Origin of the sequence: Sulfuricurvum sp. (assembly GCF_028712165.1) — a bacterium.
Taxonomy (GTDB): domain Bacteria; phylum Campylobacterota; class Campylobacteria; order Campylobacterales; family Sulfurimonadaceae; genus Sulfuricurvum.
In genome coordinates this window covers 1-13,105 of record NZ_JAQTQR010000074.1, presented here as the reverse complement: position 1 = coordinate 13,105, position 13,105 = coordinate 1, and the positions used below count along the sequence as shown (strand labels likewise).

Sequence of the window (13,105 nt, the reverse complement as noted above, 5' to 3'; positions counted from 1 at the left end):
TTTTGACGTTTAACTGTCCCTTCAATTTATAAGTTGTATAATCACGCAACTTTTAGGAGGTGGTATGTTAGATATAAGTCCGATGCTGCTTGGCAGCACACTGATTGTCTTCCTTGTCCTTATTGCCCTACTAAACAGTTTGCTTTACAAACCTCTTTTCAGCTATATGGAAAAACGGGATGCAGATATTAAAAAAGATTTGGAGCAAGTTGGTAACAACGATTCCGAAATCGCTGCATTTCATGCCAAAGCAGAAAAGATTATAAGTGATGCTAAACTGGAAGCAGCGGCATTAAGAGAAAAAGTTATTGCTGAGGCCAAAGCGCTGGCAAATAGCAAAATAGAGACAAAACGTGCTGAATTAGCACTTGAGTACACGAAGTTCGAAAGCGATTTATCGCAAGAGCGCACACAGTTGATTGCAACGCTTCAAAACGAAGTACCTGCATTCGAATCTGCTGTATCAGCAAAACTAAGTCAGATGTGAGGTATGCAATGGGTAAAATAATCGTTACAGTATTACTGCTCAGTGCATATCTATTTGGATCAGATGCAGCTGTTGAGGGCTCTACGGATATCGTTCAACGAACGATCAACTTCCTGATTTTTGCCGGAATTTTGTTTTACGTTTTGGCAGAGCCGCTTAAAAATTATTTTAGCGGTAGAAGTTCGGGGATTGCCGATGAACTTGAAAAAGTTCAAGAGCGTCTTCGAGAGTCAAAACGTCTTAAAGAGGCGGCTGAACACAAAGTCGAAGAAGCGGAACGATTCGCGAGCGAATTAGCGGAATCAAGTAAAAAAGAGAACAAAATTTTGTCTGACAAAATTTTGGCACAATGTGAGCAAGACCTTGAGGTTATTGCAAAGCAAAATAGTGCTTTGATGGAACTTGATAAGCGTAAAATGGTTCGTGAAGTTGTTAGTGAGCTTATGGGTGATGTTATGAATCGCAGCAATGAAGCTTTGGGTAAAGAAGCTATGACCGAAATCTTGAAAAAGAAGGTGGCATAAATGCAGTATGAACTCATTGCAAAACGTTACATTAAACCTTTAATGGAAAGTTGTGACGAAGAATCATTGGGAAATTTGTCAACATTACTTAGTGATGTTGCCGTTGCCTATGATAATCACAAATTCATTAATATTTTAAATAGTAGTGATGTAAGCGCAAATGCTAAATGTCAATTGATCTTGGACATGGTCGCTCCTGCGAACAGTTCAATGGTAAATAATCTTGTTAAGTTATTGGCAGAGCACGGTCGTTTACCATTGATTCCTGTCCTTGCCTCTGAGTTGAAACGCTCGATCGCAAGTTCAAAACGGATGTATAAAGGCCGTATCTACAGCAATAGTGTTGTTGATCAAGCTTCTGTCGATTTGATTGCACGTGATTTGGGTACCAAAACCGGTTCTACAATCACATTGAATTACGTTGCATCTAATTTTGACGGTATTCGCGTCGAAGTTGATGATCTAAACGTAGAGATCAATTTTTCAAAAAGCCGCCTCAATGCTCAACTTGTTGAGCACATTTTAAAAGCAATTTAACCCTCGGGAAAGGAGAAATAGTGGTAGCAAAAGTACAAGCAGACGAAATCAGTTCAATCATTAAAGAACGAATTGAGAATTTCGAACTTAATGTAGACATTAATGAAACCGGTAAAATCATCTCATACGGAGACGGAATCGCTCAAGTTTATGGCTTGAACAACGTTATGGCCGGAGAAATGGTTGAATTTGAAGACGGCACACGTGGTCTTGTAATGAACCTTGAAGAGAGCAGCGTCGGTGTTGTTATTCTCGGTAAAGGTAAAGATCTTCGCGAAGGGATGAGTGCAAAACGTCTTGGGCGTCTTTTACGTGTTCCAGTCGGTAAAGCTCTTCTTGGTCGTGTTGTGAATGCTCTTGGTGAGCCGATTGACGGTAAAGGACCAATCGAAACTACAGAAATGCGTTTCGTAGAAGAGAAAGCTCCGGGAATCATGGCTCGTAAATCAGTTCATGAACCGATGGCAACCGGTATTAAAGCGATTGACGCTCTTGTTCCGATCGGACGCGGACAACGTGAGTTGATCATCGGTGACCGTCAAACCGGTAAAACAACAGTTGCTCTTGATACGATCATCAACCAAAAAGGCAACGGTGTTCTTTGTGTTTATGTTGCTATCGGACAAAAAGAATCAACAGTTGCTCAAGTCGTTCGTCGTCTTGAAGAAGCTGGCGCGATGGAATACACTATTATCGTTTCTTCACCGGCTTCTGAAGCAGCAGCACTTCAATTCCTTGCACCGTATACCGGTGTAACGATGGGTGAATATTTCCGTGATAATGCACAACATGGTTTGATCATTTATGATGACCTCTCAAAACATGCGGTGGCATACCGTGAAATGTCATTGATCCTTCGTCGTCCTCCGGGCCGTGAAGCGTATCCTGGGGACGTTTTCTATCTACACTCCCGTTTGTTAGAGCGTGCAGCTAAGTTGAACGATGAGTTGGGTGCCGGTTCTTTGACTGCTCTTCCAATCATTGAAACACAAGCGGGTGACGTTGCGGCATATATCCCGACCAACGTTATTTCAATCACTGACGGTCAAATTTTCTTGGAAACTGATTTGTTCAATTCAGGTATCCGTCCTGCGATCAACGTAGGTCTTTCAGTATCACGTGTCGGTGGTGCTGCGCAAATCAAAGCAACGAAACAAGTTGCCGGAACATTGCGTCTTGACCTTGCTCAATATCGTGAGCTTCAAGCGTTTGCTCAGTTTGCTTCTGATCTGGATGAAGTAAGCCGTAAACAACTTGAGCGTGGACAACGTATGGTGGAAGTGTTGAAACAACCTCCGTATTCTCCACTTTCAGCTGAGAAACAATCATTGATCATTTTCGCAGGTAACGAAGGTTTCCTTGATGATATGGCTGCTTCTAATGTTGTTAGATTCGAAGCGGATCTTTATCCGTTCGTAGAGGCATCTTATCCTCAAATTTTCGAAAATATCGCTAAAACATCTAAAATTGATGATGACACGATGGCAATGATGAGAAAAGCACTCGAAGAGTTTAAATCTACTTTCGTTGCTGAATAAGGATCTTTATGGCTAACTTGAAAGAGATTCAACGACAGATTAAGAGCGTTTCCAACACGCAAAAAACTACACGTGCAATGAAGCTTGTCTCTACGGCAAAGCTTCGTCGTGCGGAAGAGCTTGCAAAACGTTCACGTCTGTTTGCACAAAAAACGAATCAAGTGATAGCTGAAATCGCAGGGCGTATCAAATGCAATAAAATCGGCGGGATTGAAAATCGCTGTTTTATTGAAAATGATGCTCCTGAAACAATCGATATTATTTTTGTAACTGCCGATAAAGGTCTATGCGGTGGTTTCAATATGCAAACCATTAAGGCGGTTAAACGTCTTATGACTTCATACAAAAATAAAAATGTCAAAATCCGTCTTCGCGGAATCGGGAAAAAAGGGATTGAATTTTTTAGCTATAACCAAGTAGAGATGCTTGATGAAGTTAAAAATCTCAGCTCTGCTCCTGATATGCAACGCTCTAGCGAATTCATGACACGATCGATTGAAGATTTCAAAGAGGGTAAAATCGATGCTGTGTATCTTGTATACAACGGATATAAAAACGTTATTACCCAAGAGTTGCATGTTAACCGAGTACTTCCGGTCAATGTAGACGATTATGATTGCGAAAAATCAAATGAGACTATGCTTGAACTTGAAGCACAAGATGAAGAGAAAATGCTCGATTCATTGGTTACTAAATACGCTGAGTACAATATGTATTATGCGTTGATTGATTCATTGGCAGCAGAGCACAGTGCGCGTATGCAAGCAATGGATGCGGCAACTAACAATGCGAAAGAGATGGTTAATTCGTTGAAAGTCAAGTTTAACAAAGCGAGACAAGAATCGATTACGACCGAACTTATCGAGATTATCAGCGGCGTCGAGTCGATGAAATAATTATGGAGGAAAGAATGATTGGTAAAATTGCTCAAGTAATTGGTCCGGTTGTTGACGTTGATTTTGAAGGCCATTTGCCTGCAATCAATGAAGCAATCGAAGTAAATGTAAGTGTAGAAGGGAATACGACTCGTCTTGTTCTTGAAGTAGCATCTCACCTCGGAAACGGTCGTGTACGTACGATCGCAATGGATATGTCAGAAGGTCTTGTTCGCGGTATGCCTGCAACTGCAACCGGCGCTCCGATCAAAGTTCCTGTCGGAGAAAAAGTTCTCGGACGTATCTTCAACGTTATCGGTGAAACTATCGATGGCGGCGATCAAGTAACGGATTGTGATACATGGTCTATTCACCGTGATCCTCCGCCATTGGTTGATCAAAGTACAAAAACTGAGATGTTCGAAACAGGTATCAAAGTTGTTGACCTTTTGGCTCCATATGCAAAAGGTGGTAAAGTCGGTCTATTCGGTGGTGCCGGTGTCGGTAAAACCGTTATTATCATGGAACTTATCCACAACGTTGCACACGGGCATGACGGTCTTTCTGTTTTCGCTGGTGTCGGTGAGCGTACTCGTGAGGGGAATGACCTTTACCACGAGATGAAAGAATCAAGCGTTTTGGACAAAGTAGCACTGTGCTACGGACAAATGTCTGAACCACCGGGAGCACGTAACCGTATCGCTCTTACAGGTCTTACAATGGCGGAATATTTCCGTGATGAGAAAGGTCTTGACGTATTGATGTTCATCGATAACATCTTCCGTTTTGCACAATCAGGTTCTGAGATGTCAGCACTCCTTGGACGTATCCCATCTGCCGTTGGTTACCAACCGACTTTGGCTCGTGAAATGGGTGCTCTTCAAGACCGTATTACATCAACCAAAAAAGGTTCAATCACTTCAGTTCAAGCGGTATACGTACCTGCGGATGACTTGACTGACCCGGCTCCTGCTTCTGTATTTGCTCACCTTGATGCGACAACGGTTCTTAACCGTAAAATCGCTGAAAAAGGGATCTATCCTGCGGTTGATCCATTGGATTCAACATCTCGCTTGCTTGATCCGCAAATCATCGGTGAAGAGCATTACAATGTAGCTCGCGGTGTTCAAAAAACACTTCAAAAATACAAAGATTTGCAAGATATTATTGCGATTCTCGGTATGGATGAACTTTCAGAAGATGATAAATCTGTTGTTGAACGTGCACGTAAAATTGAGAAATTCCTTTCTCAACCGTTCTTCGTTGCAGAAGTATTTACAGGTTCTCCTGGTAAATACGTTTCTCTTGAAAACACCATCAAAGGGTTCAAAGGAATTCTTGAAGGTGATTACGATCATATGCCAGAAGGTGCCTTCTACATGGTCGGTGATATGAATGAGGCGATTGAGAAAGCTGCAAAAATGAAAAGCAAGTAATTGCTTCTCGCCTTAAAGGAAACACTATGGAAACACTCCAATTAGAAGTGCTAACGCCAAGCGGATCGATTTTTAACGGTCCTGCTAAAAGCGTCACCCTTCCGGGTGAAGAGGGAGAATTTGGTGTTCTCCCTGAACACGTCTCTTTGACAACATTGCTCCAAGCCGGAGTTGTTGACATTCAAAAAGAGAACGGTAAAACTGAATCGATTGTTGTAAACTGGGGTGTCGTCCAAATCACTGACAATAAAGTGGTTGTTTTGGTTGACGGTGCAGTTGCAATTCGTGGTGAAAGTGAAGGAGATATTGCTAAAGCACTTGATGAAGCAAAATCTCTTATTCACAGTATTACCGATTCAAATGTTATGTTTGCCACTGTCTCAGCGCGTATTGAATCTGCGGCACATAATTTAGTCTAAACGATGTTTCAGACTTTTTCTGCATTTTATGATAAAAGTAATTCAGTAACACTTTTTGTGTTGCTGGTCCTTTCTATTTATTTTATCTCCGTTAATTGGGTCTTTTTTTACCGTTTCTTTTCTCTCAATCAGTGGATTAACACTGAAAACAAATCTCTTGAATCGTTATTATTAGGCTCGCAAAAGATTCCTGATTATGCTTATTTAAAACATTTTGTTGCATCAGCTTCGCATTTTTCCTCTTCATTATTTGATATGGCCTCCTATGCCGCAACCAAAGAAGCTACTAAAGGGCTGATGTTTCTTTCTGTAGTAGCATCTACAACTCCGTTTATCGGGCTTTTTGGAACTGTTGTATCTATTTTAGATACTTTCAAGCATATCGGTGGGGCAAATGGGACAATGAGTATTATTGCTTCCGGGGTTTCGGATGCTTTGGTTGCCACTGCATCGGGGATATTTGTTGCTATTTTTGCTTATACCTATCATCAAATCTTGAAACGCAAAGCGTATGAGCTTTCGGGTCTTATTCGTATGCAAGGTGATGCTCTCCTCTCCAAAGAGAAATAAACATGTTTGATTGGGATGAAAAACCGGAACTTAATATTACACCGCTCGTCGATGTAATGTTGGTTCTACTTGCGATTTTAATGGTCATTTCTCCCAATATTGTCTATGAAGAGTTGATTCGGCTCCCTAAGGGTTCGGCTCAACAGGAACTGACTAAAATCCCTCCGGTCAATATTACTATCAGCAAAGATGGTGAAGTTACGGTAAATAAAGAGCCGTTTAAACTTGATACTTTCGCAGATAATTTTGCCCTTTTTGCCCAGACACTTGATCATAAAGCAACGGTACTTATCAGTGCTGATCAATCTTTGGATTATGGAAAAGTGATGTCTATCTTAGGCGCAGTTAAACAAGCCGGATTTCGAGATGTATCATTAGCTACTAATGGTTAAATGTATTTTAGAGCAACAACAGGTGCTGTCAAATGGGTTTTAATCATGAACGTTATTTTTTTCTAAGCGGACTTATCTCCATTTCCCTTTTTGTATTTCTCCTTTTTTTAGCAGCATACAATTTGATTTTTTCTCCGAAAGCTGAACAATTCGCGATGACAAAAAGTGAATTTATTTCTGTTTCTCTTGCTGTTACTAATACAAAAAGTGAAGATCATAGTGAACCGACTCCACAAGTTAAAGTACAAAAAACGGAACCTGAACCCGAACCTGAAAAACCGGTTGCCCAACCGGACAAAATTCCTGATATCTCTGACCTATTTGCACAAGTAAAGCCTCAAAAAACAATTAAAAAGCCTCTCGAAGATAGCAAACAAAACGAGCAGTTAAATAAATTGGAGAAAGAGCTTTTAACCCATAAAGATACTCCCAGATTTTCAGATAAAGTGAATAAAGTAGAACTTGCAAAACCGTCCGTAAAAATGGTTGTCCAAGGTGGATCAAGCGGGCCGATTGTTAACGAATACCATGCTAAGATTCAGGCGCTGGTTTATACCAACTTTCATCCGCCTGCCGGAAGTGCAGGAGCAGTTGCCAGAGTCCGTATGAATATTAGCGGATCAGGGAAATTGATCAGCTACCGGGTATTGAGTTATTCCGGTAACAGCTCTTTTAACAGTGAAGTAGATTGGTTGAGAGATCGATTAAGTGCGATTCGCTTTCCGGATCATCCTGAAGGCAAAGATACAGTGTTGGAATGCATATTAACCGCTAAGGAGTAGTTTTTTGAAATTTATTGTTATTTTTTTATTTTTAGTGCAATTCTTATGGGGATCGGATGCCACTATAGAAGTTATAAAAGGGGTTGAAGGTTCTGTTCCGTTAGCTATTGAAGATGCAAGTCCGATTAGTAATGATATGAGCCAAAAATTTACTAAAATGTTGGCTGCTGATATGAATGTTGTTTCATTGTTTACAGTTGATGAGAGCTATGCTACTGCGCCATTTGATTCACCTACTCCGGCTTTAAATCATAAAAATGCGCAATTTTTATTGCGTTACCGTCTTCTTAATGATGGTGCGGGAGGGGTAAGAGCCGATATAAAATTGCTTCGAAACGGTGCGGATGTGTTTGTTAAAAGTTATATACTCAAGCAAAGTGAAATGCTGGTGTTTTTATCCCATTCGATTGCCTATGATATAAACGGAAAACTTGGCGGTTCTTCGATTGATTGGATAAAACGGAAGGTGCTTTTCATTCGACAAAGCGGTCCGAAACGATCTGATATTGTTGCAGCAGATTATACCCTCTCATATCAACGTGTCATACTCAGCGGAGGGTTGTACGGATTTGCTAAATGGGCGAACCGTGAGCAAACGGATTTGTATTACACGTCGCTTTTGGATTTTAAACCGACTATTTATAAAATGAATCTTTCGAACGGACATAAAGAAAAATTGATCAGCTCAGATGGAATGGCAGTTTGTTCGGACGTAAGTGAAGACGGCAAACGTTTGTTGTTGACTTTGGCACCTGAAGGGCAGCCTGATATTTATCTTTACGATTTGAACAATCAAAGTAAGACAAGAATTACCAATTATTCAGGGATTGATGTAAACGGACAGTTTATGGGTGACGGCTCAATTGCATTCGTATCAAACCGTATGGGATATCCGAATATTTATTCAACACGGCCAAACAGTTCAGCGGTAACACCATTGGTATATGATGGAAAAAACAACTCATCATTGAGCTCGTATAAAAATCTTCTTGTGTATAAAGCGCGTGAAAGCAGTGGAACCTATAATGGGAACAGTTTCAATCTTCATCTATTATCTCTTAACTCAGGTGCCGTAAAACGGCTAACTGCAAGTGGAGAGAATGATTTCCCACGCTTCTCCCCTGATGGAGAAGCAATTCTCTATATCAAGCAAGAAGGTCCGCGAAGTTCAATAGGAGTCATCCGTTTCGGGGTGAATAAAAGCTTTGCATTTCCATTGAAATTAGGACGAATCCAGTCAATTGATTGGTAGTGTTAATCATATTTCGGTATCATAGCAAAATATTTAAATCGTAGAGGAGATGTCATGATAAAAAATGTTGCTTTTTTAAGTGCAACGGTTGCAATGTTGGTTTTAAGCGGATGTAGTTCAAAAGAGCCGGCAATTGATGCTACCGCTAATGGAAACGGAACGTCGGTTGGGACAAATGCTAATGCCAATGCAACTGGAACAACTGGAACGGATAACGGTGCTGTGATAGCTCCGATTACAAATGCAAATGCAAACGATACAAGTGCTACAGGTGCAAACGGAACGAACGGATCAGATGGTCAACTAACAAGCATCTTATTCGATTTTGATAAATTCAATATTCGTGAAGATATGCAAGAGACCATGACAAAAGATGCTCTTTTGGTAAAAGGCAAAGCAGTTAAACTTGAAGGAAACTGTGACGAATTCGGTAGTGACGAGTATAACTATGCACTTGGGCTTAAACGTGCCAATGCGGTAAAATCTGCATTAGTTGACGGCGGAATGAACGCTGATTCTATCACTATGATCAGTTACGGTGAAAGCAACCCGGTTTGTTTGGAAAAAACTCAAGAGTGCTGGGCGAAAAATCGTCGTGTAGACTTTAAACTTCCGTAAATGCGTCTTTTAGTAATTTATTTACTCTCCCTTTCGGTCATTGCCTCTGCTGCGGAACCTTCGGTTTTCGGGGCAGGTGATCTAAATGCTCCCAACCCATACGGTCTTACACATGAAGAGAAACTGATTCTTGAAAATAAAAAAGAGCTTCAGTCTGTCATTCAAAAAAATAATGCACAAAACTCTAAAGTGGAAACAGTTACGGAACGTCTTGACGGGATGCAGGGGATACTTGAAGGGTTAAGTCAGAAAAGCAATGAAAATACGTTGTCCCTTCAGCGTTTGAATGAAAAGTACAGTACGGACAGCAATATCTCTTCGACACTTGATCAGATCGGGAAACAAGTTGAAGCCAATACCGAGAACATTGCTCAGTTTAAAACTTTGCTTGAAGAACTGTCGCATGTTGTTGACGGTATCAATACAGACTATGTCACAAAAGATCAGTTTGCCGCTTTAATCAAGCAGCTTAAAGTGAGTGTCCCTAAAGGCTCAGCCTCGACAGCAGCTGTTTCTGAAAAGACAGATAATGCTTCGATTGAACAACAGGCAAACAAACTTTTTTCACAAAAAAAATACGCAGAAGCGCAAAATTATTTTGAAAAATTAGTTCAAAAAAAATATAAAACATCAGAATCATTATTTATGATCGGTGAGACTCTTTTTGAACGCCAATCGTATAAAGAGGCTGTATCGTACTATAAAGACAGTGCATCCCGTAATGAGAAGGCACTTTTCATGCCAACTTTATTACTCCATTCCGGTATTTCAATGGAAAAAACCGGAGACAGTGCAACGGCAAAAGCATTTTATCAAGCAACTGTTTCAAAATACGGCGGAAGCGGAGCTGCTAAAGAGGCGCAAGAGCGTTTATCTAAATTGAAATAATAGTCGTTTCTCTAAATGACCGTTTTCAGCCTCGTTAGAGGTAAATGTGCTAAAATCGCACAATCTAAAGTTAAGGCATTAAAATGGCAATTGAAAATAATCAAATCGTATCGATTGAATACGAAGTACGTGACGGCGGAACTGTAGTTGATAGCAACGTAGGTGGACATCCATTGACGTTTATGTTCGGAAAAGGACAAATCATCCCAGGTCTTGAAGCGGGGATCGCTCACATGAACATGGGTGACAAAGGCGATGTACTTGTTAAAGCTGCTGATGCATACGGTGACTATAACGAAGAAGCACAACAAGAACTTCCGCGTGAGCAATTTGCAGGGATCGATTTGAATGTCGGTATGACACTTTACGGTCAAGGCGAAGATGGCGGAACCGTTCAAGTTATGGTAAAAGAGATTAAAGACGATATGGTTATTATCGATTTTAATCACCCTCTTGCAGGGAAAGATTTGATGTTTAGCGTTACTATTTCTAACGTTCGTGATGCGTCTGCTGAAGAAGCAATGACAGGTATTGCAGCAGAAAATAAAGTGGATGATAGCGGATGTTGTGGAAGCGGCGGTAATCACGGCTGTGGATGTCACTAATTTTTTAACCGCATCAAATGCTTCAATTGAAGCATTTAAAACGGCAAATTTACTCAAAGGTCTCGGAGTAAATGCCATTATTTTTGGAGAACGCGGGACGGGTAAGCTAACCCTTGCCCGCTATATCCTTCCTCATGCACCTATTATTGATGCAGGACATTTTGATGAGCTTTTGGATGCACTGGAATCACACAGTGACGTTATCATTCATCGACTCGATAATGTTGCCAATCTTAAGCGCTTAATTGAAACGATCCAAAAAACACGGACTCGTGTCATCGCTACCGGTGGTTTTCGTTATTCCCAAGACCAATTGGATGAGATTTTTACAATACGGCTCGCTTTACCCCCTTTGAGTGAGAGAATTGAAGATGTTGAAGTTTTGATCGATGCTTTTGTTAAAGAAGCGCGTCAGACACTTGGAAAATCTGACCCATTTGATTTAAGCGGATTTATCCCTGATCTGAGTGAAAATGCGATTTCTCTCCGACGGCAAGTCTATTTGCACTATCTTTTCGATAGCATCAATGAAAATGATTTAATGGGTATTATGGAACATTATCTCATTGATAAACTTGGCAGTAATAATGATTATCGTCAGTTTTTACATTTGTATGAAGTTCCTCTGATCCGTGCGGGAATTAAACGGTTTAAATCGCAATTACAGTTATCAGAACGGTTGGGGTTAAATCGTAATACGTTGCGGAAAAAAATTGCCGATCATGCCGAATATCAATTAGAAACCAAGGAGAATTAATGTCAAAAAAAATCGCTATGATTTTTCCCGGTCAAGGGTCTCAAAGTATTGGGATGGGGAAGTCGTTTTATGAGAACAGTGCGCTTGCACGCGAAATGTTTGAAAAAGCGGGTGAACGGATCGGCGTTGATTTCACCAAACTTTTATTTGAATCGAATGAACAATTAGATCAAACTGAATATACCCAACCTGCCATTTTATTGATTTCGACGATTGCTTATAAATTATTTCAAGAAACTCATCCCACTGCTGCAGCTATGTTTTTAGGACACTCTTTGGGAGAGTTCAGTGCACTTTGTGCAAGTGGTGCTATCGACTATGTCGATGCAGTCGAATTGGTGCACAAACGCGGAAAATTGATGAGCCAGGCCTGTGAAAGTATTAATGCGGGGATGATGGCGATTTTGGGATTGGACGATGCGGTTGTCGAAGAACTGTGCACAAAAGCCAATGGTGAAGGCAAACGGGTGTGGCCGGCAAATTTCAACCAAAACGGTCAGTTGGTCGTTGCCGGTATAAAAGAAGATTTGCAAGCTATGGAGAGTGTTTTCAAAGAAGCAGGTGCAAAGCGGGCATTACTCCTCAATATGTCGATCGCCAGTCACTGTCCATTGCTTTCAAGTGCGATGGAACCCCTCGGCGTTGCGATGGAACAAATGGTATCAGACAGTTTTAGCGCCCCGATCGTATCCAATGTGACGACTGAAAAGTATATGAGCAAAGACGATGCATTGAAATTATTGAAAATTCAATTGATTCAGCCGGTGAAGTACAAACAATCGATTGAAGCAATTGCCGGTGAAATCGATCTCATGATCGAGTTTGGAAACGGTGCAGTTCTCAAAGGACTGAACAAACGCAATGCTCCAGATATTGAAACGTATGGCATCTCCGATATGGACTCACTTGCAAAGGTATGTGAAGCACTCTCATGAAGGTTGCGCTGATACAATCCTCTCCTAAACTGAATCGATCCAATCTGCACGATGTGCTGCAATTGGTAGATGAGAATAAAGATGCGGATGTCGTCATCTTTCCTGAACTCGCATTAAGCGGATATTTACTCCAAGACAAATTGTATGAAGACGCCTGGAAAGTGGAAGAACTTAGTGAATTGTCACTTGCCAGTCAAAAGTGTGACATCGTCATCGGTGCGGCACTTTGGGATGAGGGAAAAGTGTATAACTGCGCACTTTATTTTTCTGCGGGAAAATTGATCCATATCCACCGTAAAAATCATTTGCCGACGTATGGGATGTTTGAAGAAGGGCGCTATTTTGCGGCGGGAGATGAGATAATATCATTTTCGACATCGTATGGTGAAGCAATAATGGTGGTGTGTGAAGATGTATGGCGTGCAGAGACGATTGCTGCTATCGCTGCATCGGAAGCACAGATTGTGTATGTTTTGGCGGCTTCTCCTGC

General features: G+C 41.0%; 17 protein-coding genes. All 17 read left to right on the top strand.

Going from position 1 to position 13,105, the window contains the following annotated elements:
* Positions 1 to 64: 64 nt before the first annotated feature.
* A complete protein-coding gene (locus tag PHP90_RS11755) occupies positions 65 to 487 on the top strand; it encodes a F0F1 ATP synthase subunit B' (protein ID WP_299930082.1) in 423 nt (140 codons plus the stop codon).
* An 8-nt stretch (positions 488 to 495) separates the two neighbouring features.
* Positions 496 to 1,011: a F0F1 ATP synthase subunit B gene (locus PHP90_RS11750; protein ID WP_299930079.1), complete on the top strand. Its 516-nt coding sequence runs from the start codon at positions 496 to 498 to the stop codon at positions 1,009 to 1,011.
* The gene (locus PHP90_RS11745; protein ID WP_299930076.1) at positions 1,012 to 1,548 is read left to right on the top strand and encodes a F0F1 ATP synthase subunit delta; all 537 of its coding nucleotides are present in this window, start codon (positions 1,012 to 1,014) and stop codon (positions 1,546 to 1,548) included.
* A gap of 20 nt (positions 1,549 to 1,568) precedes the next feature.
* Complete coding sequence (gene atpA, locus PHP90_RS11740; protein ID WP_299930073.1) at positions 1,569 to 3,086, top strand: F0F1 ATP synthase subunit alpha; 1,518 nt, start codon at positions 1,569 to 1,571, stop codon at positions 3,084 to 3,086.
* Positions 3,087 to 3,094: 8 nt separating this feature from the next.
* Positions 3,095 to 3,982 (top strand): ATP synthase F1 subunit gamma, encoded by an 888-nt coding sequence (atpG, locus tag PHP90_RS11735; RefSeq protein ID WP_299930070.1) that lies wholly within the window; start codon positions 3,095 to 3,097, stop codon positions 3,980 to 3,982.
* Between the two features lie 14 nt (positions 3,983 to 3,996).
* Positions 3,997 to 5,397 carry a F0F1 ATP synthase subunit beta gene (gene atpD, locus PHP90_RS11730; protein ID WP_299930067.1) on the top strand — a complete coding sequence of 467 codons (1,401 nt, stop codon included), beginning with the start codon at positions 3,997 to 3,999 and terminating at the stop codon, positions 5,395 to 5,397.
* A 26-nt stretch (positions 5,398 to 5,423) separates the two neighbouring features.
* Positions 5,424 to 5,816 carry an ATP synthase F1 subunit epsilon gene (gene atpC / locus PHP90_RS11725; RefSeq protein ID WP_299930064.1) on the top strand — a complete coding sequence of 131 codons (393 nt, stop codon included), beginning with the start codon at positions 5,424 to 5,426 and terminating at the stop codon, positions 5,814 to 5,816.
* Positions 5,817 to 5,819: 3 nt separating this feature from the next.
* Positions 5,820 to 6,386 carry a MotA/TolQ/ExbB proton channel family protein gene (locus PHP90_RS11720; RefSeq protein ID WP_299930061.1) on the top strand — a complete coding sequence of 189 codons (567 nt, stop codon included), beginning with the start codon at positions 5,820 to 5,822 and terminating at the stop codon, positions 6,384 to 6,386.
* A gap of 2 nt (positions 6,387 to 6,388) precedes the next feature.
* Positions 6,389 to 6,778 (top strand): biopolymer transporter ExbD, encoded by a 390-nt coding sequence (locus PHP90_RS11715; RefSeq protein WP_299930058.1) that lies wholly within the window; start codon positions 6,389 to 6,391, stop codon positions 6,776 to 6,778.
* A gap of 32 nt (positions 6,779 to 6,810) precedes the next feature.
* The gene (locus PHP90_RS11710; protein WP_299930055.1) at positions 6,811 to 7,560 is read left to right on the top strand and encodes a TonB C-terminal domain-containing protein; all 750 of its coding nucleotides are present in this window, start codon (positions 6,811 to 6,813) and stop codon (positions 7,558 to 7,560) included.
* Positions 7,561 to 7,564: 4 nt separating this feature from the next.
* The gene (gene tolB / locus PHP90_RS11705; RefSeq protein ID WP_299930052.1) at positions 7,565 to 8,812 is read left to right on the top strand and encodes a Tol-Pal system protein TolB; all 1,248 of its coding nucleotides are present in this window, start codon (positions 7,565 to 7,567) and stop codon (positions 8,810 to 8,812) included.
* Positions 8,813 to 8,866: 54 nt separating this feature from the next.
* The gene (locus PHP90_RS11700) at positions 8,867 to 9,430 is read left to right on the top strand and encodes an OmpA family protein (protein ID WP_299930049.1); all 564 of its coding nucleotides are present in this window, start codon (positions 8,867 to 8,869) and stop codon (positions 9,428 to 9,430) included.
* Complete coding sequence (locus PHP90_RS11695; RefSeq protein WP_299930046.1) at positions 9,431 to 10,318, top strand: tetratricopeptide repeat protein; 888 nt, start codon at positions 9,431 to 9,433, stop codon at positions 10,316 to 10,318.
* A gap of 83 nt (positions 10,319 to 10,401) precedes the next feature.
* On the top strand, positions 10,402 to 10,923 hold the full coding sequence (locus tag PHP90_RS11690; protein ID WP_299930043.1) for a peptidylprolyl isomerase: 522 nt from the start codon (positions 10,402 to 10,404) through the stop codon (positions 10,921 to 10,923).
* Positions 10,871 to 11,680, top strand: a complete 810-nt coding sequence (locus PHP90_RS11685; RefSeq protein WP_299930040.1) for a Fis family transcriptional regulator — start codon at positions 10,871 to 10,873, stop codon at positions 11,678 to 11,680. The genes PHP90_RS11690 and PHP90_RS11685 overlap by 53 nt, the downstream gene beginning before the upstream one ends.
* Positions 11,680 to 12,615, top strand: a complete 936-nt coding sequence (gene fabD, locus PHP90_RS11680) for an ACP S-malonyltransferase (protein ID WP_299930034.1) — start codon at positions 11,680 to 11,682, stop codon at positions 12,613 to 12,615. The genes PHP90_RS11685 and fabD overlap by 1 nt, the downstream gene beginning before the upstream one ends.
* Positions 12,612 to 13,105: nitrilase-related carbon-nitrogen hydrolase (locus PHP90_RS11675; RefSeq protein ID WP_299930032.1), on the top strand; the 494-nt coding region annotated here is incomplete at its 3' end. The genes fabD and PHP90_RS11675, both read left to right, overlap by 4 nt.

Coding starts and splice junctions, on each gene's coding strand:
- PHP90_RS11755 (WP_299930082.1), top strand. CDS start 65: ATGTTAGATATAAGTCCGATGCTGCTTGGCAGCACACTGATTGTCTTC.
- PHP90_RS11750 (WP_299930079.1), top strand. CDS start 496: ATGGGTAAAATAATCGTTACAGTATTACTGCTCAGTGCATATCTATTT.
- PHP90_RS11745 (WP_299930076.1), top strand. CDS start 1,012: ATGCAGTATGAACTCATTGCAAAACGTTACATTAAACCTTTAATGGAA.
- atpG (WP_299930070.1), top strand. CDS start 3,095: ATGGCTAACTTGAAAGAGATTCAACGACAGATTAAGAGCGTTTCCAAC.
- atpD (WP_299930067.1), top strand. CDS start 3,997: ATGATTGGTAAAATTGCTCAAGTAATTGGTCCGGTTGTTGACGTTGAT.
- atpC (WP_299930064.1), top strand. CDS start 5,424: ATGGAAACACTCCAATTAGAAGTGCTAACGCCAAGCGGATCGATTTTT.
- PHP90_RS11720 (WP_299930061.1), top strand. CDS start 5,820: ATGTTTCAGACTTTTTCTGCATTTTATGATAAAAGTAATTCAGTAACA.
- PHP90_RS11715 (WP_299930058.1), top strand. CDS start 6,389: ATGTTTGATTGGGATGAAAAACCGGAACTTAATATTACACCGCTCGTC.
- PHP90_RS11710 (WP_299930055.1), top strand. CDS start 6,811: ATGGGTTTTAATCATGAACGTTATTTTTTTCTAAGCGGACTTATCTCC.
- PHP90_RS11700 (WP_299930049.1), top strand. CDS start 8,867: ATGATAAAAAATGTTGCTTTTTTAAGTGCAACGGTTGCAATGTTGGTT.
- PHP90_RS11695 (WP_299930046.1), top strand. CDS start 9,431: ATGCGTCTTTTAGTAATTTATTTACTCTCCCTTTCGGTCATTGCCTCT.
- PHP90_RS11690 (WP_299930043.1), top strand. CDS start 10,402: ATGGCAATTGAAAATAATCAAATCGTATCGATTGAATACGAAGTACGT.
- PHP90_RS11685 (WP_299930040.1), top strand. CDS start 10,871: ATGATAGCGGATGTTGTGGAAGCGGCGGTAATCACGGCTGTGGATGTC.
- fabD (WP_299930034.1), top strand. CDS start 11,680: ATGTCAAAAAAAATCGCTATGATTTTTCCCGGTCAAGGGTCTCAAAGT.